Source organism: Streptococcus sp. CCH8-C6, from assembly GCF_001557225.1.
Taxonomy (GTDB): domain Bacteria; phylum Bacillota; class Bacilli; order Lactobacillales; family Streptococcaceae; genus Streptococcus; species Streptococcus sanguinis_C.
The window spans coordinates 14,882-39,816 of the sequence record NZ_LSJN01000019.1 but is presented as its reverse complement, the minus strand read 5'-3'; the positions used below and the strand labels follow the sequence as shown (position 1 = coordinate 39,816).

At 43.3% G+C, this 24,935-nt stretch carries 20 protein-coding genes and 1 pseudogene; 17 read left to right on the top strand and 4 right to left on the bottom strand.

What is annotated here, in order from left to right; translation table 11 throughout:
• The first annotated feature begins 22 nt into the window (after nt 1-22).
• The 3 genes from AX677_RS02555 (at nt 23) to AX677_RS02545 (ending at nt 4,271) form a co-directional block, all read left to right on the top strand.
• The gene (locus AX677_RS02555; protein ID WP_060976079.1) at nt 23-409 is read left to right on the top strand and encodes a DUF1934 domain-containing protein; all 387 of its coding nucleotides are present in this window, start codon (nt 23-25) and stop codon (nt 407-409) included.
• A 285-nt stretch (nt 410-694) separates the two neighbouring features.
• Nucleotides 695-3,391 (top strand): cation-translocating P-type ATPase, encoded by a 2,697-nt coding sequence (locus AX677_RS02550; RefSeq protein ID WP_060976070.1) that lies wholly within the window; start codon nt 695-697, stop codon nt 3,389-3,391.
• Between the two features lie 88 nt (nt 3,392-3,479).
• Nucleotides 3,480-4,271, top strand: a complete 792-nt coding sequence (locus tag AX677_RS02545; RefSeq protein WP_060976069.1) for a DUF2785 domain-containing protein — start codon at nt 3,480-3,482, stop codon at nt 4,269-4,271.
• Here the strand turns inward: AX677_RS02545 and AX677_RS02540 are convergent.
• Nucleotides 4,265-5,125 (bottom strand): metallophosphoesterase, encoded by an 861-nt coding sequence (locus tag AX677_RS02540; protein WP_060976068.1) that lies wholly within the window; start codon nt 5,123-5,125, stop codon nt 4,265-4,267. The two genes, AX677_RS02545 and AX677_RS02540, sit on opposite strands and share 7 nt — an antisense overlap.
• A 309-nt stretch (nt 5,126-5,434) precedes the next feature.
• Here AX677_RS02540 and prfB point away from each other — a divergent pair.
• The 3 genes from prfB (at nt 5,435) to ftsX (ending at nt 8,186) form a co-directional block, all read left to right on the top strand.
• Nucleotides 5,435-6,530 (top strand): peptide chain release factor 2 gene (gene prfB / locus AX677_RS02535; RefSeq protein WP_097677707.1). Its coding sequence is split into 2 segments (ribosomal slippage): nt 5,435-5,506 and nt 5,508-6,530, totalling 1,095 coding nucleotides; the frame shifts between segments, so codons are not numbered across the junction.
• Nucleotides 6,531-6,574: 44 nt separating this feature from the next.
• Nucleotides 6,575-7,267: a cell division ATP-binding protein FtsE gene (gene ftsE, locus AX677_RS02530; protein ID WP_060976067.1), complete on the top strand. Its 693-nt coding sequence runs from the start codon at nt 6,575-6,577 to the stop codon at nt 7,265-7,267.
• On the top strand, nt 7,260-8,186 hold the full coding sequence (gene ftsX, locus AX677_RS02525) for a permease-like cell division protein FtsX (RefSeq protein ID WP_002934143.1): 927 nt from the start codon (nt 7,260-7,262) through the stop codon (nt 8,184-8,186). Before ftsE ends, ftsX begins: the two co-directional genes overlap by 8 nt.
• A 68-nt stretch (nt 8,187-8,254) precedes the next feature.
• On the opposite strand, the gene AX677_RS02520 is transcribed toward ftsX, so the two are convergent.
• On the bottom strand, nt 8,255-8,893 hold the full coding sequence (locus AX677_RS02520; protein ID WP_060976066.1) for an MBL fold metallo-hydrolase: 639 nt from the start codon (nt 8,891-8,893) through the stop codon (nt 8,255-8,257).
• A gap of 135 nt (nt 8,894-9,028) precedes the next feature.
• Here AX677_RS02520 and AX677_RS02515 point away from each other — a divergent pair, with 135 nt between their 5' ends.
• The 9 genes and pseudogenes from AX677_RS02515 to AX677_RS02475 all read left to right on the top strand — a co-directional run bounded on the left by AX677_RS02515 (nt 9,029) and on the right by AX677_RS02475 (nt 20,919).
• Nucleotides 9,029-11,473, top strand: a complete 2,445-nt coding sequence (locus AX677_RS02515) for a bifunctional DnaQ family exonuclease/ATP-dependent helicase (RefSeq protein ID WP_060976065.1) — start codon at nt 9,029-9,031, stop codon at nt 11,471-11,473.
• Between the two features lie 99 nt (nt 11,474-11,572).
• Entirely contained in the window at nt 11,573-12,553 is a 981-nt protein-coding gene (locus AX677_RS02510; protein WP_082730200.1) for a YeiH family protein, read from the top strand.
• Between the two features lie 12 nt (nt 12,554-12,565).
• Nucleotides 12,566-13,798: an FtsW/RodA/SpoVE family cell cycle protein gene (locus AX677_RS02505; RefSeq protein ID WP_002895877.1), complete on the top strand. Its 1,233-nt coding sequence runs from the start codon at nt 12,566-12,568 to the stop codon at nt 13,796-13,798.
• A gap of 72 nt (nt 13,799-13,870) precedes the next feature.
• Nucleotides 13,871-14,419 carry a DJ-1 family glyoxalase III gene (locus AX677_RS02500; RefSeq protein WP_060976064.1) on the top strand — a complete coding sequence of 183 codons (549 nt, stop codon included), beginning with the start codon at nt 13,871-13,873 and terminating at the stop codon, nt 14,417-14,419.
• 234 nt (nt 14,420-14,653) lie between these two features.
• On the top strand, nt 14,654-15,220 hold the full coding sequence (locus AX677_RS02495) for an HAD-IA family hydrolase (RefSeq protein WP_060976077.1): 567 nt from the start codon (nt 14,654-14,656) through the stop codon (nt 15,218-15,220).
• 12 nt (nt 15,221-15,232) lie between these two features.
• On the top strand, nt 15,233-17,182 hold the full coding sequence (gene gyrB, locus AX677_RS02490) for a DNA topoisomerase (ATP-hydrolyzing) subunit B (protein WP_002895870.1): 1,950 nt from the start codon (nt 15,233-15,235) through the stop codon (nt 17,180-17,182).
• 86 nt (nt 17,183-17,268) lie between these two features.
• Nucleotides 17,269-18,993, top strand: coding sequence for a septation ring formation regulator EzrA (ezrA, locus tag AX677_RS02485; protein ID WP_060976063.1), 1,725 nt, complete (start codon nt 17,269-17,271; stop codon nt 18,991-18,993).
• A gap of 150 nt (nt 18,994-19,143) precedes the next feature.
• Nucleotides 19,144-19,791, top strand: a complete 648-nt coding sequence (gene serB / locus AX677_RS02480) for a phosphoserine phosphatase SerB (protein ID WP_060976062.1) — start codon at nt 19,144-19,146, stop codon at nt 19,789-19,791.
• A 9-nt stretch (nt 19,792-19,800) separates the two neighbouring features.
• A pseudogene (locus tag AX677_RS02475) lies at nt 19,801-20,919 on the top strand (glycerate kinase).
• Here the strand turns inward: AX677_RS02475 and AX677_RS02470 are convergent.
• Nucleotides 20,916-21,254 carry a nuclear transport factor 2 family protein gene (locus AX677_RS02470; protein WP_060976076.1) on the bottom strand — a complete coding sequence of 113 codons (339 nt, stop codon included), beginning with the start codon at nt 21,252-21,254 and terminating at the stop codon, nt 20,916-20,918. The pseudogene AX677_RS02475 and the gene AX677_RS02470 overlap by 4 nt on opposite strands.
• Nucleotide 21,255: 1 nt before the next feature.
• Nucleotides 21,256-21,705 carry a YueI family protein gene (locus AX677_RS02465; RefSeq protein ID WP_060976061.1) on the bottom strand — a complete coding sequence of 150 codons (450 nt, stop codon included), beginning with the start codon at nt 21,703-21,705 and terminating at the stop codon, nt 21,256-21,258.
• A 208-nt stretch (nt 21,706-21,913) separates the two neighbouring features.
• On the opposite strand from AX677_RS02465, the gene eno reads away from it, so the two are divergent.
• The gene (eno, locus tag AX677_RS02460) at nt 21,914-23,218 is read left to right on the top strand and encodes a surface-displayed alpha-enolase (RefSeq protein WP_060976060.1); all 1,305 of its coding nucleotides are present in this window, start codon (nt 21,914-21,916) and stop codon (nt 23,216-23,218) included.
• Nucleotides 23,219-23,567: 349 nt separating this feature from the next.
• Complete coding sequence (gene mgtE / locus AX677_RS02455) at nt 23,568-24,908, top strand: magnesium transporter (RefSeq protein WP_060976059.1); 1,341 nt, start codon at nt 23,568-23,570, stop codon at nt 24,906-24,908.
• Nucleotides 24,909-24,935 lie beyond the last annotated feature (27 nt).

Here is a 24,935-nt window from a genome sequence, read left to right as displayed (position 1 = left end):
GAAAAACAGAAACGAGATGAAGATGCAAATTAGAATAAAAAATCACATCCAGCTGGACGGGCATACCGAGCTAATCGATCAGGTCTACGATACGGACTGGACGCAAAAAGGAGACTTTCATTATCTGCTATACAAAAATGAAGAAGGAGAGAAAGTAGTTCTGAAGTTTCACGATAAAGAGCTGGTTATGACGCGTTTTTCTGAGCCTAAGTCCATCATGCGCTTCATCAGTCAAGGTCAGGCGCTGGTTGGCATCCATACACCTGTGGGCTTCCAGCAGTTTGTGACAGATACTCCTTTCTATAAGGTTAATTTTACAAATCAAGTTCTGCAACTTCATTATCAGCTGAAAACTGTTGACGGAGAGCAGATTTTTGCTAGCTATGAGATGGAGATTAGCTGGGGTTAGCTGCTATTCTCCGAGAAAACTCTTGAAAATCATGATGTTTTCCCTTGCAAAAGCTTGAAAATTTGGTATAATAGTTTCTAACTCAAGGGAGTAGCTAACGGAATAACCGTTACAAGGTCGTCAATACGAAAGAAATTTCCGGCCTTGTATGAAATAGCGAGACTTGTTAATAAACAGGTCTCTTTTTTGTTTCTGACTTTTTGGATATGACTGATTCGGCTTGATATGATGAGTCGTAGTGGTTAGAAAAGTTCAGAAATAAAAGAGGCCAAGAGGAGGAATACATTGTCAAAAGAACAAAAGCGCCAAGCTTTTTACACCCAGAGTCCTGAGGAAATTTTCAAAACTTTGGACGCTTCAGAGCAAGGTTTGTCCAGTCAAGAAGCAGCCAAGCGTTTAGCTGATTATGGCCACAATGAACTGGATGAAGGGGAGAAAAAATCTCTCTTAATGAAGTTTTTGGAGCAGTTCAAGGATTTGATGATTATCATCTTGTTGGTAGCGGCTGTCTTGTCTGTTGTCACATCAGGTGGTGAAGATATTGCAGATGCTTTAATCATCTTAGCTGTCGTAATCATCAATGCCATCTTCGGTGTCTATCAGGAAGGCAAGGCTGAAGAAGCGATTGCAGCTCTCAAATCCATGTCCAGCCCGGCTGCGCGTGTCCTGCGTGATGGCCATATCACAGAAGTAGATTCTAAGGACTTGGTACCTGGTGATATCGTTAGATTGGAAGCCGGTGATGTTGTCCCAGCTGATATGCGACTTTTAGAAGCTAATTCACTGAAAATCGAAGAAGCGGCTCTGACAGGTGAGTCTGTGCCGGTTGAGAAAGATTTGACTGTTGAGGTAGCTGCAGATGCTGGTATTGGCGACCGTGTGAATATGGCCTTCCAAAACTCAAATGTGACCTATGGTCGTGGGGTTGGGTTGGTTGTCAATACAGGGATGTATACAGAAGTCGGCCATATCGCAGGTATGTTGCAGGATGCGGATGAAACGGACACACCTCTTAAGCAAAATCTTAATAGTCTGTCTAAGGTTCTGACCTATGCTATCTTGGTGATCGCTGCGGTGACCTTTGTAGTCGGTGTCTTCATTCAAGGGAAAAATCCACTGGATGAGCTGATGACCTCTGTAGCCTTGGCAGTTGCCGCTATTCCAGAAGGTCTGCCTGCTATCGTTACCATCGTGCTGGCTTTGGGAACTCAGGTTCTGGCTAAGCGGAATTCGATTGTCCGTAAGCTTCCGGCTGTTGAGACTTTGGGTTCAACTGAGATTATCGCTTCTGATAAGACTGGTACCCTGACTATGAATAAGATGACGGTCGAAAAAGTCTTTTATGACGGGGTCCTGAATGAAGCTGGACAAGATATTGAACTTGGCTTGGAGTTGCCTCTTTTACGTTCGGTTGTCTTAGCCAATGATACCAAGATTGACCAAGAAGGGAAGCTGATTGGTGACCCAACGGAAACAGCCTTTATCCAGTATGCTTTAGACAAGGGATATGATGTGAAGGCCTTTTTAGAGAAATATCCTCGTGTAGCTGAGCTACCCTTTGATTCAGACCGTAAGCTCATGTCTACTGTCCATCCATTGCCAGATGGGAAATTCCTTGTGGCAGTAAAGGGAGCACCAGATCAACTCTTGAAACGCTGTGTTGCCCGTGATAAGGCTGGAGATGTTGCAGCGATTGATGATGCTACTTCACAGCTGATTAAGTCTAACAACTCAGAGATGGCTCACCAAGCTCTGCGCGTTTTGGCTGGTGCCTACAAGATTATTGATGCAGTTCCGACTGACTTGACATCTGAAAATCTAGAAAATAATTTAATCTTTACTGGTTTAATCGGTATGATTGACCCAGAACGTGCAGAAGCAGCAGAAGCTGTTCGCGTAGCCAAGGAAGCTGGTATTCGTCCCATTATGATTACCGGTGACCATCAGGATACAGCAGAAGCTATCGCCAAGCGCTTGGGTATTATTGAAGAAGGAGATACTGAAGACCATGTCCTGACTGGTGCAGAGCTCAATGAGCTTTCTGATGCAGAATTTGAAAAGGTTGTTGGCCAATACTCTGTCTATGCCCGAGTTTCACCTGAGCACAAGGTTCGGATTGTCAAAGCGTGGCAAAACCAAGGTAAGGTCGTAGCCATGACAGGAGATGGTGTCAATGACGCACCAGCTCTGAAGACAGCTGATATCGGTATCGGTATGGGCATTACAGGTACAGAAGTATCTAAGGGTGCCTCTGACATGATTCTGGCAGATGATAACTTTGCGACCATCATTGTAGCCGTGGAAGAAGGACGTAAGGTCTTCTCTAATATTCAAAAGACCATTCAGTATCTCCTTTCAGCTAATACAGCTGAGGTGCTGACTATTTTCTTGGCAACCCTCTTTGGATGGGATGTGCTACAGCCAGTTCATCTACTCTGGATCAACTTGGTAACGGATACCTTCCCTGCCATTGCTCTGGGGGTTGAGCCTGCTGAGCCAGGTGTCATGAGTCATAAGCCTCGTGGCCGTAAGTCTAGCTTCTTCTCAGGTGGAGTGATGAGCTCTATCATCTATCAGGGTGTCCTGCAAGGGGCTTTGGTTCTGGCGGTTTATGGTTATGCTATCTCTAATCCCGTCCATGTCGGTGATATCAAGGCTATCCATGCGGACGCTCTGACAATGGCCTTTGCAACCCTTGGCCTCATCCAGCTCTTCCATGCTTATAATGTAAAATCTGTTTACCAATCTATCTTTACAGTTGGTCCATTCAAGTCTAAGACCTTTAACTGGTCTATTCTGGTTTCTTTCATCCTATTGATTTCAACTATTGTAATTGATCCACTGGAAAAGATTTTCCATGTAACCAAGCTGGACTTATCACAATGGACAGTTGTTTTGATTGGTAGCTTTGCCATGATTGTCATTGTTGAAATTGTTAAGTTCATCCAACGTAAATTAGGTATGGACAAGAATGCTATTTAACAGCAAAAAGTCATCTACGGATGGCTTTTTTGCGTACAAGGCGGTATAATCACATTTAAAGAAAGCAACTCGAAAGGACGGTGAAAGTATGTATCAAAACTTACGAAAGAAGTTGGAAGAAGCTTCTCCTTTATATTATGAGGAAGAAATCTTATGGTTACTGGATCATATTGGTCATCCAGAAGCGACAATCCGTGATGAGTTAGTCTTTTCGTCCTTAGCGAGGGGACTTCAGGCTGACCTGTATTCAGCTGAACAGTTTCGTTTCTTGGCTCAAGAAGCAGTCAAAAGACAAGGACTTTTTTTTATGAGTGATAAAAATGGTCAAGCTACCTTAACACGTTCCTTCACGGCTTTACTTTATGCTAATCTCTTAAATTGTGATGGTAAACCAGACTCTTCGTATTATCAGGCTTTATCAGTGCAAGGAAGAAAATACTTACTAGATAAGGGGTTAACCTACTTGTCAGTCGAAAGAGACACAAGGGGTTACTCCAGGAAATACGGTTGGGTTCATGCCTTTGCTCATGGAGCAGACTTATTGACAGAAGTGGCTTGTCATCCGGACTTTCCCTCCAGTAGGATGCCAGAGGTTTTAGAGGTCATTCATCAAGTTTTTAAAAGAGTTTCAGTCCGTTTCGGAAATGATGAGGATTGGCGCTTAGCCCAGGTGCTCTATCAAGCTGTCTTAAAGGAAAAACTGTCGCAGCATGAACTTAGACTGTGGCTTCAATCACAGAGTATTCCATTGGAAAACAACCAAGACTTCATTGCTTTTTCCAATTTTCGCTCCTGCTTATTAGAAGTCTATGTGCAGTTGGACAGCAAAAAGCAGCTCTCAGATGAGCTGAGAGCTGCTATTCAACATTTCCATTACTGAACTTCAATTACTGTTAAAGCATCTCGCAGTTCGTCTGCTAGGTGTTTTTTCTTATAGTCTCGAAATTCGGCTAAATCTTTAACAGCATTATAACGCTTGTGCAGGCGGTACATCTGGGGAATTTTATACTGAGGAAAGTCATTAAAAAAGTTCCGAGTCAGTTCCCATTCGCGGATGTAGCCCAGAGGACGCATATGGTAGCGGACTCCTTCGATAACACGGCTTTGGTGGCGGTGATGAAGATGGCCGAAAATGACTTCTTTCACCCTGTATTTGACAAAGAGTTGATGAAAAGCTTGGCTTCCTAGGAAGGCGTTGAAGCGCTGGAAATAGGGATGATCGTATAGAAAGTCTTGATGGGGAACAAAATGCATAGCAACAATAATGGGACCATCTAAAGTCGCTAGCAGTTTTTCTAACTTTCGCAGCGTCTGAGCCGTAATACTGGGATCGTCGAATTGACGCTCCAATCTGCGGTCAAACCAGAAATTAGTCTTGGTTCTCAGATGCTCTTCCATGCTTTTTTCTGGAACAAAGCTGTAGTCATACCAGCCAGAAAAGCTGACGAGCTTGGTCTGGCCGAACTGTTGAACCTGAAAATCATAGTTTGAAATTTCTTGCTCAGAGAGTCCCAGCATATCGTGATTTCCTAGATTAAAAGAAAGGGGAATCTCTTGCTTCAAAGTTTCAAGAAAGGGCAAACTGATCTTGGTCAGGTCGTTGGACAGGTCCCCAGCGATGTGTAGGTGGTCAATCCCTTCCTCTTTTAAAATCTGGCAAAGAGCTTGCCGCTCAAAATCTCCAAACTGATTGGAGTCCAGATGGAGGTCGCTCATAAATCCGATTCTTGTCATGGTTTTAGTCTAGCATATTTTTCAAAACTTGGAAATGCTTAAGCCCCCATGGAGAGTCTCCCTTTTATCTGAATACCTCATAAATTATCGTAACCATGTATTTCGTTTATCCATGGTCGAGGTCTAGGAGGCTTGAAATAATTCTTCCAACCCCATGTCATTATATTACTTTTCTAACAATTAGGTGACAAGGAGTCGCTTGTCTTGCCTAGCTAGGGAAAATCCGATAAAATGTAAGCTGCTGAATGTGAGATTAGGCAAACTGTTTAATTTATGTTATAATTAAACGATATGTGAAAAGAGGTATTTATGGACATTTCAGAAATTCGTCAAAAGATTGACGCAAATCGTGAAAAATTAGCTTCTTTCAGGGGGTCTCTTTGACTTAGAAGGTCTGGAAGAAGAAATTGCCATCTTAGAAAATAAGATGACAGAACCCGACTTTTGGGATGACAACATTGCAGCCCAGAAGACATCTCAAGAGCTGAATGAACTCAAGCAAACCTATGAAAATTTCCATCAGATGACCGAGCTTTTTGATGAATCGGAAATCTTGCTTGATTTTCTGGCCGAGGATGAGTCGGTTCAGGGTGAGTTGGAAGAAAAGCTGGCGGAACTCGAGAAAATGATGACCAGCTATGAAATGACCCTGCTCCTATCTGAGCCTTATGACAATAACAATGCCATCCTTGAAATTCACCCGGGCTCTGGTGGTACAGAGGCCCAGGATTGGGGAGATATGCTGCTGCGTATGTATACACGCTTTGGCAATGCCAAGGGCTTCAAAGTAGAGGTCTTGGACTATCAAGCTGGTGATGAAGCAGGCATCAAGTCAGTGACTCTTTCATTTGAAGGGCCGCACGCTTATGGCTTGCTCAAGTCAGAAATGGGAGTCCACCGTTTGGTCCGGATTTCGCCATTTGACTCAGCTAAGCGTCGCCATACTTCCTTTACCTCAGTAGAGGTCATGCCAGAGCTGGATGACACCATTGAGGTGGAAATTCGCGATGACGATATTAAGATGGACACTTTCCGCTCGGGAGGAGCCGGCGGGCAAAACGTCAATAAAGTTTCGACTGGTGTGCGGCTGACGCATATTCCTACAGGAATCGTGGTGCAGTCTACCGTTGACCGGACTCAGTATGGAAATCGCGATCGGGCGATGAAGATGCTACAGGCTAAGCTTTACCAGCTAGAGCAAGAGAAACAAGCAGCCGAAGTCGATTCACTCAAGGGAGATAAGAAGGAGATTTCCTGGGGCAGCCAAATCCGCTCTTATGTCTTTACGCCTTATACAATGGTCAAAGACCATCGGACCAGTTACGAAGTAGCACAGGTGGACAAGGTGATGGACGGAGATTTGGATGGTTTCATCGACGCTTATTTGAAATGGCGTTTGAACTAGGAAATGTAAGAGATTAGAATTAGATTGAAAGGAAATTTCAATAGATGTCAATAATTGAAATGAAAGATGTTGTCAAGAAGTATGGCAACGGGACCACTGCTCTGCGTAGTGTGTCTATTAATGTAGAACCTGGGGAGTTTGCTTATATTGTAGGCCCTTCAGGAGCAGGAAAGTCAACCTTTATTCGTTTGCTTTACAGGGAGATAAAGCTGGATAAGGGAAGTCTGAAAGTAGCTGATTTTGACTTAGCTAAGATTAAGAAGCGCGATGTTCCAATGCTGCGCCGTAAAGTGGGAGTCGTCTTCCAAGACTATAAACTTCTTCCTAAAAAGACAGTTTATGAGAATATTGCCTATGCCATGGAAGTTATCGGTGAGCGCCGTCGTAATATTAAAAAGCGGGTTATGGAAGTGCTAGACCTAGTTGGTCTTAAGCACAAGGTCCGCTCATTCCCTAATGAGCTTTCTGGTGGTGAGCAGCAGCGGATTGCTATTGCGCGTGCTATTGCCAATAACCCTAAAGTCCTGATTGCGGATGAGCCGACAGGAAACTTAGACCCAGATAATTCATGGGAGATCATGAACCTGCTGGAGCGGATTAACCTTCAGGGGACAACTGTCCTGATGGCAACCCACAACAGCCAGATTGTAAATACTCTGCGTCACCGCGTTATTGCTATTGAAAATGGCCGTGTGGTACGTGATGAAGCGGAAGGAGAATACGGATACGATGATTAGAAGATTTTTTCGTCATTTGATTGAGTCGCTTAAGAGTCTTACGCGGAATGGTTGGATGACTGTAGCAGCTGTCAGCTCGGTTATGATTACCTTGAGTTTAGTAGCTGTTTTTGCTTCAGTAATTTTGAATACTGCCAAGCTGGCAAATGATATTTCCAATAATGTCCGCGTCATGGTATACATGCGTAAGGATGTTTTCGATAATAGCGAAACGATTGTAAAAGAAGGTCAAACAGTTCAGAATGAGGACTACCATAAGGTCTATGATGCTCTGACTTCTATGAAAAATGTGGATAAGGTTACTTTTTCTAGTAAGGAAGAGCAATATGAGCAGTTAACAGAAACCATGGGTAGTGAGTGGAAAATTTTTGACGGTGATGCCAACCCACTTTACGATGCTTATATTGTTGAGACCAAGGCGCCTAAGTATGTGGAATCTGTTACAAAAGATGCGAGGAAGATCGATGGTGTTTCAGAGGTCCAAAATGGTGGTACCAACACTAAAAAGCTCTTTGCGCTTTCTAATTTTATCCAAACGTGGGGCTTGATTGGTGCAGCACTTCTGATTTTTGTTGCTGTCCTTCTCATTTCCAATACTATTCGGATTACTATTATTTCCCGTAGTCGGGAAATTCAAATCATGCGATTGGTTGGTGCCAAGAATAGCTATATCCGCGGACCTTTCTTGTTTGAAGGGGCGTGGATTGGCTTGCTAGGGGCAACAATTCCAGCGGTTGCAGTGTATTTTATATATAAAATAGCCTTCCAGACTATGAATAAGAGTCTAGTCGGTCAAGGGCTTTCTATGATTGATCCGAAGCTTTTTAGTCCGATTATGATTGCAGCACTATTCGTAGTGGGTATTCTTATCGGATCATTGGGATCTGTCTTCTCTATGAGACGTTTCTTGAAGATTTAATAAATCAAAAAAAATAGAGTTTGAAGAATTTCAAACTCTGTTTTTGTTATAGGTAATTGCTTTAATGGCTACTGAGCTAAAAATGGGTTAAAGATTTTTTCATGTGAAATAGTGGTATCATGACCATGACCAGGGTAAACAGCGTAGTCTTTAGGTAATACCAGAAGTTTCTCGCGAATGGACGTCAGCAATTGCTCCATGTTTCCTGTCGGCAGATCCGTTCGTCCGATGCTTTCCCGAAAGAGGGCATCGCCCGTCAAAACAAGGCAGTCATTAGGAAAGACTAGAGAGATACCTCCGACAGAGTGGCCGGGTGTTGCAAGCACATAGAAGTGAAAGCCTCCAAGATCATAGTCTGTTTCGTAGGAGAAAAACTCTTCTGCTGGTCGACAGATAATATCATCCATATCGGCATGGCGCGCCAGACCAGATAGGTTATCTGTCGGTGTGTAGAGCCAGCTGCTTTCGCTCTCAGCCACATAGACAGGTGGGGCGGCAAAGTGCTCCCGGACCTTTTCTAAACTCATAATGTGGTCATAATGGGTATGGGTCAAGAGAATAGCAATCACAGGCTTGGCGAGTTCCTCTAGCTTGCGCTCAATCTTTTTCCAGTCACTGCCAGGATCGACGACTAGGAGACCCTGGTTATTTTCTAAGATATAGGTATTTTCAAAAGCAATAAGGTTGATAATTTTATGAATCTTCATTTGATTTCCTCGGAAAATGTATTCTGCTATTGAGTGTAACAGAAAAGCGGTTTTTTTGCACAAAATTGCTTTCTAAGCTAGGGCTGAAAATTTTCAGATGTCTCAGAATGGCTTTTATGATATAATCATAGCAGTATGACACAAAATGATTATAAGTATGCCGTTGTGGACTTGGAGGCTACAGGAACGGGTAGCAATGCAAAGATTATCCAGATTGGCATTGTTCTGATTGAGAATGGAATCATTGCCAAGACTTATGAAACAGATGTCAATCCTCATGAGGAACTGGATGAGCATATCAAAGAGCTGACAGGTTTGGACGATGAGCGGCTTGGCCGAGCTCCGGAGTTTTCTCAGGTAGCAGCTGAGGTATATGAGCTGATTCAGGATGCGATTTTTGTCGCTCATAATGTCAAGTTTGACGCTAATTTACTAGCAGAGGCCCTTTTCTGGGAAGGGTTTGACTTGCTGACACCGCGTGTGGACACGGTAGAGTTGGCTCAGGTCTTTTACCCGACCTTTGATAAATATTCCTTGGGTAATCTCTGTAATTTGCTGGATATTTCTTTGGAAAACGCCCATACTGCGCTGGCAGATGCTCAAGCAACGGCTCAGCTATTTTTAAAAATACAAGACAAAATCAAGATCCTACCTAAGGCCTTGGTTGAGAAAATGCTAACTTTGGCGGATAGCATTATCTATGAGTCGCGTCTGGCTATCGAGGAAGTTTATCAGACGATGCCGGATCAGCAAGATAAGGAACTGCAATCCTGCCATGGTATTTTCCTGCGACTTCCCCAAAAGCTGACTTCGGAAAAGAAGCTGTCGCAGGATTTCCTCACCAATCTATACCTGCTGGGCTTAGAAGAGCGGCCAGAACAGCTCAAGTTTGCTCGCTTTATGGAGGAAGCTCTGGACCAGCAGGAGCCTAGTTTTTTAGAGGCGCAGACAGGCTTAGGTAAGACCTTTGGCTACTTGCTGCCCATTCTATCTAGAGGCCGGGAAAAAGTACTAGTGACGGTTCCGACTAAGATTCTGCAGGACCAGCTGCTGCAAAAGGAAGGGCGATTGTTGGAGAAAGTCTTTGGTATTTCCTTACACAGTCTAAAGAGTCCGGAGAATTATCTCAAGCTGGACCATTTCTATCAGACACTGGACAGGGAATATGACAACCGTTTGGTTAATCGCTGCAAACTGCAACTCTTGGTTTGGCTGACAGAAACCAAAACGGGTGATTTGAATGAAATCGGACAGGCTCATCGCTTCTCAAGCTACTTTAATGAAATCCGTCATGATGGCAAGCTAAGCAAACATTCTCTTTTTTATGAGGAAGATTTTTGGCGGTTGGGACAGGTCAAGTCAGCTACTAGTCGAGTCGTGATTACCAATCATGCTTACCTGCTGACGCGTTTAGAGGATGACCAGTCTTTGCTGGACAATCGTATTCTGGTAGTAGATGAAGCTCAGAAGATGTTTTTCGCCTTGGAAAGCTTCTCTCAGGCCAGTATAAATCTGACTAAAACGCTGCAGCAGATAAATCATCTCCTTCAGGAAGAAGGGGAACTTCTGCAGCAACGGCTTTTGCAAAGCATTCAGTTTGAGCTGGCTGATGCCGCAGAGAAGCATCGCAAGAAAGCATCTGAGCTAAGTCCGGAAAAGATTGCCCGACTGCTTCAGGATGTGTCCGAGTTAAAGACTAGTGCACTGCCTGAGCTACAGCACTTGTTCAGTGGCAAATACCAGTATTATTGGTTGGTTGATGAAGTTTTGGCAGATCATCGCTTGATGATTCTGCATGCTGGCCGTTCAGAATTGCTGCATTTCACAGACTTTTTGCCTGAAAGTGCCAAGGTTATCTTGGTTTCGTCTACTCTGGAAATCAGCTCAAAGGTCAATCTGGCGCAGTTGCTAGGCTTTGAATGTTATCACTTTTACAAGCTGAAAAGCAAGAAGAAGCCACTGCAGAAGCTCTTTTTAGATGAAAGTTTTCCAGCAGTAGTGGATTTGTCAACTGAGGATTTTGCTCGAGAGATTGTGGCTTGCCTGCAAGAAGTGGCGGAACTCGGTCTGCCTATCGTCGTCCTCTTCACCTCTAAAGACTTGCTTTTGACTGTTTCGGACTTGCTGGCTCTGCCGCATTTGGCCCAATATAAAAATGGCGATGCCGGTAATATCAAGCGGCGTTTCGATAGAGGAGAAGCAAGTATCCTGTTAGGCTCTGGCAGCTTCTGGGAGGGGACGGATTTTGCTGAGCAAGACCAGATTATTCAGCTGATTACTCGGATTCCATTTGACAATCCCAAGGATTTCTTCGTGCAAAAGATCAACAGCCGCCTGAAAGCGGAAGGTAAGAATGCCTTTTATGATTATCAACTGCCTCTTGCCATCTTACGGCTTAAACAGGCTATTGGCCGGACCCGGCGCAATGAACATCAGAAGTCAGCTGTTATTCTTTTGGACAATCGCATTTCTAGTAAACGCTATGGAAAGCAGATTCAGCATCATCTATCACAATTGGCTTCTTTGGATATTCTGCCAGAGGCAGCCATTATGCAGGATTTACAAGACTTTTTTGACTGAAACTATCTGAAATCAGCTGATTTTTATTGGCTGATTTTTTAGGTTCATTCAGATTTTTGGGACAAAATTTGTTATAATGAGAGGCATAGGAAAGAAGGGGTGTTCGTGAAAAAATATTTACCAGGAATTCTGTTATCCTTTGGCATAGCAGCTGTTTCTATCTTTTTAGGCGGCTTGCTTCCCTTGATAGGCTCTAGTGTTTTGGCTATTGTCTTTGGGATTGTTTTGAACAACAGCATGAAGCTGCCGGCTGTTTTTCAGGAAGGACTCAGCTATTCAGGGAAGAAATTGCTGCAGTATTCCATCATCTTTTTGGGATTTTCCATGTCCATTGGTCAGGTTTCTGAGACAGGGATTTCTTCTCTTCGTATCAGTCTTATTACGATTCTGATAGCCTTTCTGGCGGCCTATCTGGCTGGCCGTTTCTTTAAGATGAATCGTGTCTTGACTATTTTAATTGGTTTTGGAACAGCCATCTGCGGTGGCTCTGCCATAGCGGCTGCTTCACCAATCTTGGAAGCTGATGAAGAGGAAATCGCTCTGTCTATCTCCACTATTTTCTTTTTCAATATTTTAGCAGTATTCATTTTCCCTTTTTTAGGGCATTTGTTGCAGATGTCGGATACCTTTTTCGGGACTTGGGCTGGAACAGCCATCAATGATACTTCGTCAGTAGTGGCGGCAGGCTATACATATAGCCCGTCAGCTGGCGACTTGGCGACCATTGTTAAGCTTAGTCGGGCTCTGATGATTGTACCGGCCTGCTTGATCTTCGCAGCTTATCGCTATATCAAGTCTAAGAAGTCGTCACAAAAGACAAACTTGAAACAGATTTTTCCTTGGTTTATAGCTTGGTTTGTCCTAGCTTCACTTATCAGCAGTCTTGGATTTCTGCCGGCTGCTGTCATCCCTTATACAAAATTCATTTCTCAGTGGCTGATGGCTATGGCCTTGGCAGCTATTGGCGCAAAGGTTTCCTTTAAGCAGTTTAAGCAAGCAGGAGCAGCGCCTTTGCTGACTGGTGCCTTTGCTTGGTTTTGTGTCGCTGTTTCTAGCTTGATTATCCAGTATTTTTTCTAAAAAGGAGGGACTATGCCCTATCAAAGACGGACGTTTGAGTCTCGGATTGATTATAGTTTAATTTTGCCTGTTTTGATGCTGCTTTCAATCGGAGTTGTGGCTATTTACATTGCTGTTAGTCATGATTATCCTGACAATGCCTGGCCCATGGTTGGTCAGCAAATTGCCTGGATTGCGGTGGGTTTCCTGCTCAGCTTTATCCTCATGTTTTTTAATACCAAGTTTCTCTGGAAAATTACGCCTTATCTCTATGTTTTTGGTCTTGGCCTCATGGTCTTACCACTGATTTTTTACAGTGAATCTCTGGTAGCCTCTACTGGTGCTAAAAACTGGATTGCTATTCGTGGGGTGACCCTCTTTCAGCCCTCGGAGTTCATGAAGATTTCATATATTCTCATGCTGTCGCGGCTGGTGGTTCATTTTCTCCAGCAGCACAAGCAGGATGAGCGAACCTTGGCTTTAGACTTTTTTCTAATTCTGAAGCTTGGGCTCTACACAGTGCCTGTTCTGGTTCTGTTAACCCTTCAGAGTGATTTGGGGACGGCTCTGGTTTTTGTTGCTATATACGGCGGCATCGTTCTACTGTCAGGTGTTTCTTGGAAGATTATCCTGCCGGTCTTTCTGACGGGAGTCCTGCTGTTGGGAGGATTTCTCTTTATCTTTATTTCTGATGGCGGTCGTGCCTTTCTGCATAATCTAGGCATGCCAACCTACCAAATCAATCGGATTTTGGCTTGGCTTCATCCCTTTGACTACGCTCAGACGACCACCTTCCAGCAAGCACAGGGACAAATCGCTGTCGGAAGCGGTGGTCTGACTGGCCAAGGCTTTAATGTTTCCAATCTCTTGGTGCCTGTTCGGGAAAGTGATATGATTTTCACCGTCATTGCAGAAGATTTTGGCTTTTTGGGCTCGACCTTGGTTATCATGCTCTATTTACTGTTGATTTATCGCATGCTCAAGATTACAATTAAATCCAACAACCAGTTTTATACCTACATCTCGACTGGCTTTATCATGATGCTGCTCTTCCATATCTTTGAAAATATTGGAGCGGTGACAGGAATTCTACCTTTAACAGGGATTCCGCTGCCCTTTATCTCACAGGGTGGTTCTTCCATCATCAGTAATCTTATCGGTGTTGGTCTCCTGCTGTCCGTCTCCTATCAGAATAGCTTGACGGATGAAAAGAAGGAGCGAATTCCTGCTGTCCGAAAAAAAGTCGTACTGAAGAAATTAAAATAAATATAAAGCAAGTTTTTGTCTCACAAATCAGATGTGATTTTGTGATTGGCTCGTATCAGAAAGGATATTTTCATGAAAAAAGCAGCTTTACTCTTAGCTCCCGGCTTTGAAGAAATCGAGGCCCTGACGGTTGTGGATGTCTTGCGCCGTGCAGGTCTTGTCTGTGATATGATTGGTTTTGATGAATCAGTGACTGGCTCTCATGCCATCACTGTTAAAGCAGATCAGGTCTGGAAGGGCAGACTGGATGACTACGATATGGTCATTTTGCCAGGGGGGATGCCAGGATCGGCCAATCTCCGTGATGATGACCGCCTGATGCAGCTTTTACAGGACTTTCAGCAGGGGGACAAATTCATCGCGGCTATTTGTGCCGCTCCCATTGCTCTTGACCGCGCAGGTATCTTGACTAGTAAGTATTTCACTTGCTATGATGGTGCTCGAGACAATATTGAAAATGGAACTTTCCGTAAAGAAACAGTTCTTGTTGATGGGAAGCTGATCACTAGTCGTGGTCCATCAACTGCCTTGGCTTTTGCCTATGAGCTGGTTCGTCAGCTGGGCGGAGACGCTGACCAGTTGGCTGATGCTATGCTTTATACAGATGTATTTGGAAATTAAAAATAGGCTGGGATTCATAATGTTTCCCAGTTTTTTTGAACCCTTATGCACCTTTGTTATCCTCTATATGGAACGGGTTTAGAGCTGTCGGAAAGGACGAAACCATCATCCATTTTTAAATTTTGGCTTCTTTGAAACATTTTGTTTAGAAAAATGGCTGAAAAAGTCGGAAAAGTGCTGGATTCAGGCAAATATTAGCCCCTTTTTCATGAAAATTATGGTATAATGAAAGGTATGAATTATCAAGATTACATCTGGGATTTAGGTGGAACACTCTTGGATAATTATGAAACTTCGACAGCAGCTTTTGTTCAAACCTTGAAAGAGTTTGGTCTGCAAGCTGGTCACGACGAAGTTTATAAGGCCCTCAAGGTGTCTACGGACTATGCAGTCCAGCAGTTTGCTCCCCAAGAAAAAGACTTTTTAAAGTTTTATAAGGCCAATGAAGCAGAAGAGTTGACTCACCCTGTCTTATTTGACGGCGCGGCAGAGTTGCTTAGGCGGATTGTGGCCAAGGGTGGGCGGAACTTTCTGGTCTCTCACCGGGACAACCAAGTACTGGAAATCTTGGAGAAAACTGCCATTTCATCAGCATTTACAGAAGTGGTGACATCGGCGAATGGTTTTCCAAGGAAACCCTCACCAGACTCCATGCTCTATCTAAAAGACAAGTATCAGATTGTCTCTGGTTTGGTCATTGGTGACCGTCCACTGGATATTGAAGCAGGGCAGGCAGCTGGCTTTGATACCTATCTCTTTGATAATATGCAGCATCTTGAAGAATTTATAGATATTGATTAGAAAAGGAACACTATGACAGAAGAAAAGCAGCAAGATATACAGGCCCAGGAATATGATGCCAGTCAGATTCAGGTCTTAGAAGGCTTAGAAGCCGTTCGTATGCGTCCAGGGATGTATATCGGTTCGACCTCCAAGGAAGGTCTTCACCATTTAGTATGGGAAATTGTTGACAACTCAATTGATGAGGCGTTGGCTGGTTTTGCCAGCCACATTCAGGTCTTTATCGAAAAAGATAATTCCATAACAGTAGTGGATAACGGTCGGGGAATTCCCGTTGATATTCAGGAGAAAACTGGCCGCCCAGCCGTGGAAACCGTCTTTACCGTGCTCCATGCCGGAGGAAAATTCGGCGGTGGCGGATACAAGGTATCGGGAGGTCTGCACGGTGTGGGCTCTTCCGTTGTAAATGCCCTGTCCACTCAGCTGGATGTCCGCGTTTATAAGAATGGTCAGATTCATTACCAAGAATACCGTCGCGGTCATGTAGTCGCTGATTTAGAAATCATCGGTGAGACAGACCGTACTGGTACGACAGTTCACTTTACACCAGATCCAGAGATTTTCACTGAAACAGTAGAATTTGACTTTGAAAAGCTCAATAAGCGGGTACAAGAACTGGCCTTCCTCAATCGTGGTCTCAGAATTTCCATCACCGATAAGCGAGATGGAATGGAGCAAGTCAAGGATTACCACTATGAAGGTGGGATTGCCAGCTATGTCCAATACATCAATGAAAACAAGGATGTAATCTTTGAAACGCCGATTTATACCGACGGCGAAATGGACGACATTACGGTTGAAGTAGCTATGCAGTATACGACTGGCTACCATGAAACAGTCATGAGCTTTGCTAATAACATCCACACCCACGAGGGAGGAACGCATGAGCAAGGTTTTCGGACAGCCCTGACACGGGTTATCAATGACTATGCCAAGAAAAATAAGCTTCTCAAAGAAAACGAGGACAATCTGACTGGGGAAGATGTGCGTGAGGGACTGACAGCAGTCATCTCTGTCAAGCACCCTAACCCTCAGTTTGAAGGTCAGACCAAGACCAAGCTTGGTAATAGCGAAGTGGTCAAGATTACCAATCGCCTCTTTAGTGAAGCTTTCTCAGATTTCCTTTTGGAAAATCCTGCGGTAGCTCGAAAAATCGTTGAAAAAGGAATTTTGGCTTCTAAGGCCAGAATTGCTGCCAAGCGAGCTCGGGAAGTAACCCGTAAGAAGTCTGGCTTGGAAATCTCCAATCTGCCAGGTAAATTGGCCGACTGCTCGTCCAACGACCCTCAGGAAACGGAACTTTTCATTGTGGAGGGGGATTCAGCGGGTGGTTCAGCTAAGTCTGGCCGTAACCGTGAATTTCAGGCTATTTTGCCAATTCGTGGTAAGATTCTCAACGTTGAAAAAGCCAGCATGGACAAGATATTGGCCAATGAAGAAATCCGCAGTCTCTTTACTGCAATGGGAACTGGCTTTGGAGCTGACTTTGATGTCAGCAAGGCCCGCTACCAAAAATTAGTCATCATGACCGATGCCGATGTAGACGGAGCTCATATTCGGACCCTGCTCTTGACTTTGATTTACCGCTATATGAAGCCGGTTCTGGAAGCTGGATTTGTCTATATCGCTCAGCCGCCAATCTATGGTGTCAAGGTCGGAAGTGAAGTCAAAGAATACATCCAGCCAGGTGCTAATCAGGAAGAAGAGCTTCAAGCAGCTTTGGCTCGTTACAGTGAAGGCCGCTCCAAGCCAACCATTCAACGCTATAAAGGTCTCGGAGAGATGGATGACCATCAGTTGTGGGAGACAACTATGAATCCTGAACATCGCTTGATGGCACGGGTTTCAGTGGATGATGCAGCGGAAGCTGACAAGATTTTTGACATGCTGATGGGGGATCGCGTTGAACCTCGTCGTGAATTTATCGAAGAAAATGCTGTATACAGTACGCTCGACGTCTAAAAAAATCAGAAAAATCAACCATTATGGGCAAAAATATGATATAATCATTATGTTTGCTTTATAGTAACAATATGAAGGAGTTTTATATGTCTAGTGGACTAATTATTCTCGTTATTGTGGTAGCTCTGCTTTTGATTGTCGGCTATGGTACTGCAGTTCTGATGAGAAAGAGAAATGAAGCTTTACTTCAAAAATTGGAGGAGAGAAAAGAAACACTCTACAATCTCCCTGTAAACGATGAAGTTGAAGCAGTAAAAAATATGCATTTGATTGGACAGAGTCAGGTAGCCTTCCGTGAATGGAATCAAAAATGGGTAGACTTGTCCTTAAATTCATTTGCTGATATTGAAAATAATCTATTTGAAGCAGAAGGTTACAACAATTCTTTTCGTTTCATAAAAGCCAAGCATGCAATTGGCAATATTGAGAGTCAGATTGATTTGATCGAAGAAGATATCAAGATGATTCGAGAAGCCTTGGAAGATCTTAAAGAGCAAGAGTCTAAGAACAGCGGTCGTGTGCTCCATGCCCTGGATTTGTTTGAAAAACTGCAAACCCAGGTGGCAGAGAATGCAGACTCGTATGGGCAAGCTTTAGCTGAGATTGAGAAACAGCTGGAAAATATCCAGTCAGAGTTTTCTCAGTTTGTGACCCTTAATTCTTCAGGTGACCCGGTTGAGGCAGCTGAAATCTTGGATAAAGCTGAGGATCATATCCTTGCTCTGACACATATCGTTGAGAAAGTTCCTGCCATTGTCGAAGAGTTGACTGTGAAGCTGCCAGATCAGTTGGAAGACTTAGAATCTGGTCACCGTAAGCTCTTGGAGTTTGGTTATCACTTTATCGAAACAGATATAGAGTCTCGATTCCAACAGCTCCATGCGAGTCTCAAACGCAACGAAGCTAATATCTCGGCTTTAGAGCTGGATAATGCTGAGTATGAAAATGAGCAGGCTCGAGAAGAGGTCAACGCTCTCTATGAAATTTTTACGCGGGAAATTGAAGCCCACAAAGTAGTGGAGAAGCTGATTAAAAACTTACCTAGCTATCTGGCTCATACAAAGGAAAACAACCAGCAACTCCAAAAAGAGATAGAACGTTTATCTCAAACTTTCCTTCTCTCTGATACGGAAACTTCTCATGTCAAGGAGTTGCAGGCTGAGCTTTCTGCTCAGGAAGATGTGGTGTTGAGCGCGGTAGAAGATTCTTCTGAAACCAAGCAAGCTTATTCAGTGGTTCAGGAAGAGTTGGAAGCTATCCAAGAGCGTTTGAAAGAAATCGAAGATGAGCAGATTTCTCTTGGCGAAGCACTTGCAGAGATTGAAAAAGATGATGCCAACGCTCGTCAGAAAGTCAATATCTATGCTAACAAATTGCATACCATTAAGAGATATATGGAAAAACGCAATTTGCCAGGTATTCCAGACTCTTTCTTAGAAATTTTCTTCTCAACCAGCAACAATATTGAAGAGTTGGTTAAGGAATTGGAAGCTACACGAGTCAATATCGAATCAGTTAACCGTTGGCTTGAAATTCTAGGAAATGATATGGAGCAATTGGAAGAAGAAACCTATCGTATCGTCCAAGATGCTACCTTGACTGAGCAGCTACTGCAGTATTCAAACCGCTATCGTTCCTTTGACGATAACGTACAAGCAGCTTTCAACAAGTCCTTGTATGTCTTTGAACATGATTACGACTATGCTCAATCCTTGGAAATCATTTCAAAAGCTTTGGATCTTGTCGAGCCAGGCGTGACAGAGCGCTTTGTGACATCCTACGAAAAAACACGCGAGAATATTCGCTTTTAAAAGAAGTTCCTTCGGGAACTTTTTTCTTTTGCAAAGCGAACGCTAGATAACAGTCAGTTACAAGGATTCCGAGACTTCAATTTTTCCCAGCTTGTTTTGAAATAGAATTTCCTGTATAATACAAAAAAATAGAAAGAATGAGGTCAGACAATGAAAACAGTCAAAGGCTTGTTAGTCATGGATGTAGACAGCACCTTAATCATGGAAGAGGGGATTGATCTGCTAGGTGAGGAGGCGGGTGTAGGTGCTCAGGTTGCGGCTATTACAGAGCGCGCCATGCGAGGGGAATTGGACTTTGAAGCTGCCTTACGTGAGCGGGTCGGTCTTTTAAAAGGGCTGCCAGAGGATATTTTTACTCAAATTACAGAAAAGATTCACTTCACTCCGGGAGCCGAGGAACTGGTCGATGAGCTGCATAAACGTGGTTATAAAGTAGGCTTGGTGTCAGGTGGTTTTCATGAGACCGTGGACAGACTGGCTGAGCAGCTTGGAATTGACTACGTCAAGGCAAATCGTTTGGAAATTCAACAGGGGCTTTTGACAGGCCGAGTCTTAGGAGAGATTGTCACTAAGGATACCAAGCTTGCCATGTTAAAAGCATGGGCAACTGAAAACAAGTTGGAATTAAATCGAACAATTGCTATGGGAGATGGAGCCAATGATCTGCCTATGATTCAGGCGGCAGGGATGGGAATTGCCTTTATGGCCAAGCCAATCGTGCGCGATCAAGCTCCTTACCAGATTCAAGAATGCAATCTCTATCGGGTCATTGATCTTTTAGACAATAGAAAAGAGTAGGAGAGAAGCATGCATATTCTAATTGCACCGGATTCATTCAAGGAAAGTTTGTCAGCTACTCAGGTTGCTCAAGCTCTGCAGACAGGATTTTCTCAGGCCTTGCCAGATGCCAGCTTTGACTTGCTGCCGGTCGGTGACGGCGGCGAGGGGACAATGGCTGCGCTGACAGCAGCCTTGGGCTGGGCTGAATTTTACCACACCGTAACCGGACCCTTTGGCCAGCCAGTAAAAATGCCCTACGCCAGAAATGGTCAGCAAGCGCTTTTTGAAATGGCTGACTTGGTCGGACTCGCGTCTATTCCGCAGGAAAAACGAAATCCCTTGGCCATAGAGACCAAAGGATTGGGAGAATTGATTTTGCATCTGGCTGAAGACGGTGTCAGAAAGATTTTAGTTGGTGTTGGAGGTTCGGCTAGCAACGACGGTGGGATTGGACTAGCAGCGGGCCTAGGCTATGAATTTTTCGATGCGGATAACAATAGGCTGCGCCCCATTGGCTCGTCTTTGGGAAAGGTCGCTCGAATTTCAGCTGAGCAGGTTCCTGCTTTCTTGAAAGAAGTTGAGATTGAGATTTTGACTGATGTAGACAATCCTCTATGCGGAGTGCGCGGTGCGACAACTGTTTTCGGAGGTCAGAAAGGTCTATCTCCCCTACTATTTTCTCAAGTAGACTAAGTCATGGCTGATTTCTATCAGTTGGTCAATTCTCAGGTGATTGATATGGGTGGAGCTGGAGCCGGAGGCGGAATGGCTGCAGGACTGGTTACTTTTGCCGGAGGAAAAATTGTTTCGGGTATTGAAACCTGTCTAGATTTACTGGATTTTGATGACAGAATCAAAAAAGCGGACTTGGTCGTAGTTGGCGAAGGGCGGATGGACCGTCAGTCTTTGGCGGGCAAGGCACCAGTCGGGGTCGCAAGGCGAACACCAGAAGGCATTCCTGTACTGGCTATTTGCGGCAGTCTGGCAGATGATTTACTGGATTTCCCAGTTGAGAATATTCAGGCAGCTTTTCCTATTATTGCACAAGCAGATAGTTTAGATAAGATACTAGAGCAGGCCGAGCAAAATTTGATTCGAACAGCCAGAAATATTGGGCATCTACTGAAGATGAAAAAAAGCGGTTAGTCCGCCTTTTTTAGTAGGTATTCAATTTCTTTGACTATCAATCCTTTTTCAAAGAAAAAGATGTCACAAGACAGTTCACCAAAGTCATTTTCTAGAAGAGTCACAATCCGATTCTGGTCGGGACTAAGCTGATAATAAGTGCAAGAAAATTGGACGGGGTTCTTATGGTAGACTTTTTGAATTTTAGTCAGGTAGTCCGCTTTTCCTTTGATGATTTCGGTTGTGTCACCCTGTAATTCCCAGCTAACATGATCAGAAAGAAAGGTCTGATAGGTGTGCCAATCGCGCTGATTTTCTGCTTCAAAGAAGGCAAAAAGTTTTTCCAAATTTGTCATCTTACCCAAACCATTTTTTCCAAAGGGAGGGCTTTTCTTTTGCAGTTTTTTCTGTTTGCAGAAGGAGGATAGCAAACTGTTGGATCATATCCTTGTCATCTACTTGGACAAGATGGTCGCTATGGACAATCAGGCCAAAAGGAGAAGACAGGTAATCGCCTGAGACGATAGTAGCCTCGCAGCCTAGCTCCTTAGCAGTTTTTAGATAAAAGATTTGATTGCCAGACTCGACTTCTGGGGAAATTTTGACAATTACAGGTTGGTAGTTTTTTATGATGCTGCTCAGCATTTCCTTGAAATGACTACGAATTAGAGAGCTGTTAGCTTGCTCAATAGAGCAGGAAGCCAGCACTCTCTCCTCAAAAGTCCCTAAAAACCTACGCTGTTCATCAGGGTTGAGCTTAGCTCCGCCCTGAGCTTTTTCCATGATTACTTTATTAATATCAGTCATACTAAAATTGTACCATAAAAGGATAAATTCTAAAAGGTCGAATCTTCTTTCTGATTTACCGGAAAAACATTTATATAGTAAGTTTGGAATCGTTTTCTTGTGCAAAAATTCTCAAATTTGCTTAGATTCTCTATTTTTCCTTGAAAAAAAAGCGTTTTTGAGGTATCATAGACTAGTAAATAATTTTAAATAATAAGGAGAGTAAGAAATGTCAATTATTACTGATATTTACGCTCGCGAAGTCCTAGACTCACGCGGTAACCCAACACTTGAAGTAGAAGTTTATACTGAATCAGGTGCTTTCGGACGTGGTATGGTTCCTTCAGGAGCTTCTACAGGTGAGCACGAAGCAGTTGAACTTCGTGATGGCGACAAATCTCGTTACGGTGGTCTTGGTACACAAAAAGCAGTTGATAATGTAAACAACGTTATCGCTGAAGCTATTATCGGTTACGATGTTCGTGACCAACAAGCCATCGACCGTGCAATGATCGCTTTGGACGGTACTCCTAACAAAGGTAAATTGGGTGCGAACGCAATCCTTGGTGTGTCTATCGCTGTAGCTCGTGCTGCTGCTGACTACCTTGAAGTGCCACTTTACAGCTACCTTGGCGGTTTCAACACTAAAGTTCTTCCAACTCCAATGATGAACATCATCAACGGTGGATCTCACTCAGATGCTCCAATCGCATTCCAAGAGTTCATGATCTTGCCAGTTGGTGCTCCAACATTCAAAGAAGCTCTTCGTTATGGTGCTGAAATCTTCCACGCTCTTAAGAAAATCCTTAAATCTCGCGGTTTGGAAACTGCCGTTGGTGACGAAGGTGGATTCGCTCCTCGCTTTGAAGGAACTGAAGATGGTGTAGAAACTATCATCGCTGCTATCGAAGCTGCTGGTTATGTTCCAGGTAAAGATGTATTTATCGGATTTGACTGTGCATCATCAGAATTCTACGATAAAGAACGTAAAGTATACGACTACACTAAATTTGAGGGTGAAGGCGCTGCTGTTCGTACATCTGCAGAACAAATCGACTACCTTGAAGAGTTGGTTAACAAATACCCAATCATCACTATTGAAGATGGTATGGATGAAAATGACTGGGATGGTTGGAAAGCTCTTACTGAACGTCTTGGTAAGAAAGTACAACTTGTTGGTGACGACTTCTTCGTAACAAACACTGACTACCTTGCACGTGGTATCAAAGAAGGTGCTGCTAACTCAATCCTTATCAAAGTTAACCAAATCGGTACTCTTACTGAAACTTTTGAAGCGATTGAAATGGCTAAAGAAGCTGGTTACACTGCAGTTGTATCACACCGTTCAGGTGAAACTGAAGATTCAACAATTGCTGACATCGCAGTTGCAACTAACGCAGGTCAAATCAAGACTGGTTCACTTTCACGTACAGACCGTATTGCTAAATACAACCAATTGCTTCGTATCGAAGATCAACTTGGTGAAGTTGCTCAATACAAAGGTCTTCAAGCTTTCTATAACTTGAAAAAATAATCTAACAAAATATAAGAGGAGCTAGGACTTAGTCCTAGCTTTTTTGACGTGTAAAGATATAACAATGGATATTTTTGATTTAGAATCAACCCTAATTGATGAGAGGGAGATTTATCATCTTTTCCTAGAATATTGCCTAGAAGTAGTGTGTAGGGCTGGTCATGCTCTTTTCCTTGAAAATTAGAGGACAAGATGACAGTTTTTCTTTCGGAAAATATAATCAAGGGATTCCTGCGTTTCCTTGTGACTACATGGTTGAAAAAGTGAGTGATTTACTGAAGATTTTATAGCTTTCTTGTATCAAAACCAGTCTTTTATGGTATACTAGCAAAGTGGAAGGAGGAGTACAATGGAAGAATTATTAAATCAGGTCTTACTATCACAGGATAGGGAAGTTTTCAATCAGATATTTGACGATTACTATCCCATTGATATTGCTCTTTCTTTGGAAGCCTTGGAGGATGAGGAAGGGAATCTCCTCAAAACCTTTACGGAAATGGCTAGTGATGATCAATTGGTAGAGATTTTAAAAGAAGCCGAGCCGGAGTTGCAAAGGCAGATTATCCAATCGATTTCTTTCAAACGTACCAGCACACTTTTTCATCTTATGCCGGATGATGATGTGGTAGATATTTTGGGCTACTTGAGTGTAGACTTGCGTAAGCAATACTTAAGTATGATGAAAAATACCAGTCAAGAGAATTTGAAAGCTATGTTGGCTTACGATCCTCAGACAGCTGGTGGTCTGATGACGACAGAATTCATCACCTTAAAAGAAAATCTAACTGTCTCCGCGACTCTCAATAAATTGAGGGAAATTTCGCCCAATACGGAAGTTATTGATACCTTATTTATTAGAGATGCTCATCATTCGCTAGTTGGCTGGATTGATATTCGTGATTTGTTTATTCATGATGCGGAGATGAAACTCAGTGAATTTATGAATACTCAGATAGTGAGTGTAACGCCAGAGGTTGACCAAGAGGAAGTGGCACAGCTTTCTGCCAAATATAATTTATCTGTCGTACCGGTCGTCAATCATCGGCAGGTATTGCTAGGAATCATCACAATTGACGATATCGTCGATGTTTTGCAAGAAGAGTATCAAGAAGATATCTTGCGGATGGGTGGTGTCCAAGAAAGCGAAGAAATTGGAGGACCTTTTAAAGAATCACTCAAGAAACGCTTACCTTGGTTGATGATTAACCTAGTGACAGCTTTTCTAGCTTCTGCGACAGTAGCACTTTTTGATGATACGATTTCAAAAGTTGTAGCATTAGCAGCGATTAGTCCTATTATCACGGGAATGGGAGGAAATTCTGCCTCTCAGACACTTGCTTTGGTTATCCAGGGAATTGCCTTGGGGAAACTGGATCTGAAAGAAGATCGGAATTTAGTATTCAAAGAAATCGTGCTAGCTTTGGTTAATGGCTTCTTTACTGGCTTGATTGCAGCTGTTGTCATGTTTGTCTTCTATCAAAATTTCTATCTGTCTGTGATTGTGGTATTGGCCATGATGATCAATCTAGCATGTGGTGCTCTATTTGGTTACTTTGTACCGCTGATTATCAAGACACTGAATCAGGATCCGGCTCTAGCCTCGACCATTTTCATTACCACGGCAACAGATGTATTGGGTTATCTAGCTTTTCTAGGCTTAGCTCAGATTTTCTTACCATTGATTTTATAAAAAAGAATACACAAAAAACGCTTGATT

Excerpts from the sequence above, each read along its gene's own strand:
- AX677_RS02555 (WP_060976079.1), top strand. The coding sequence starts at position 23 with ATGCAAATTAGAATAAAAAATCACATCCAGCTGGACGGGCATACCGAG.
- AX677_RS02545 (WP_060976069.1), top strand. The coding sequence starts at position 3,480 with ATGTATCAAAACTTACGAAAGAAGTTGGAAGAAGCTTCTCCTTTATAT.
- AX677_RS02540 (WP_060976068.1), bottom strand. The coding sequence starts at position 5,125 with ATGACAAGAATCGGATTTATGAGCGACCTCCATCTGGACTCCAATCAG.
- ftsE (WP_060976067.1), top strand. The coding sequence starts at position 6,575 with ATGTCAATAATTGAAATGAAAGATGTTGTCAAGAAGTATGGCAACGGG.
- ftsX (WP_002934143.1), top strand. The coding sequence starts at position 7,260 with ATGATTAGAAGATTTTTTCGTCATTTGATTGAGTCGCTTAAGAGTCTT.
- AX677_RS02520 (WP_060976066.1), bottom strand. The coding sequence starts at position 8,893 with ATGAAGATTCATAAAATTATCAACCTTATTGCTTTTGAAAATACCTAT.
- AX677_RS02515 (WP_060976065.1), top strand. The coding sequence starts at position 9,029 with ATGACACAAAATGATTATAAGTATGCCGTTGTGGACTTGGAGGCTACA.
- AX677_RS02505 (WP_002895877.1), top strand. The coding sequence starts at position 12,566 with ATGCCCTATCAAAGACGGACGTTTGAGTCTCGGATTGATTATAGTTTA.
- AX677_RS02500 (WP_060976064.1), top strand. The coding sequence starts at position 13,871 with ATGAAAAAAGCAGCTTTACTCTTAGCTCCCGGCTTTGAAGAAATCGAG.
- AX677_RS02495 (WP_060976077.1), top strand. The coding sequence starts at position 14,654 with ATGAATTATCAAGATTACATCTGGGATTTAGGTGGAACACTCTTGGAT.
- gyrB (WP_002895870.1), top strand. The coding sequence starts at position 15,233 with ATGACAGAAGAAAAGCAGCAAGATATACAGGCCCAGGAATATGATGCC.
- ezrA (WP_060976063.1), top strand. The coding sequence starts at position 17,269 with ATGTCTAGTGGACTAATTATTCTCGTTATTGTGGTAGCTCTGCTTTTG.
- serB (WP_060976062.1), top strand. The coding sequence starts at position 19,144 with ATGAAAACAGTCAAAGGCTTGTTAGTCATGGATGTAGACAGCACCTTA.
- AX677_RS02470 (WP_060976076.1), bottom strand. The coding sequence starts at position 21,254 with ATGACAAATTTGGAAAAACTTTTTGCCTTCTTTGAAGCAGAAAATCAG.
- AX677_RS02465 (WP_060976061.1), bottom strand. The coding sequence starts at position 21,705 with ATGACTGATATTAATAAAGTAATCATGGAAAAAGCTCAGGGCGGAGCT.
- eno (WP_060976060.1), top strand. The coding sequence starts at position 21,914 with ATGTCAATTATTACTGATATTTACGCTCGCGAAGTCCTAGACTCACGC.
- mgtE (WP_060976059.1), top strand. The coding sequence starts at position 23,568 with ATGGAAGAATTATTAAATCAGGTCTTACTATCACAGGATAGGGAAGTT.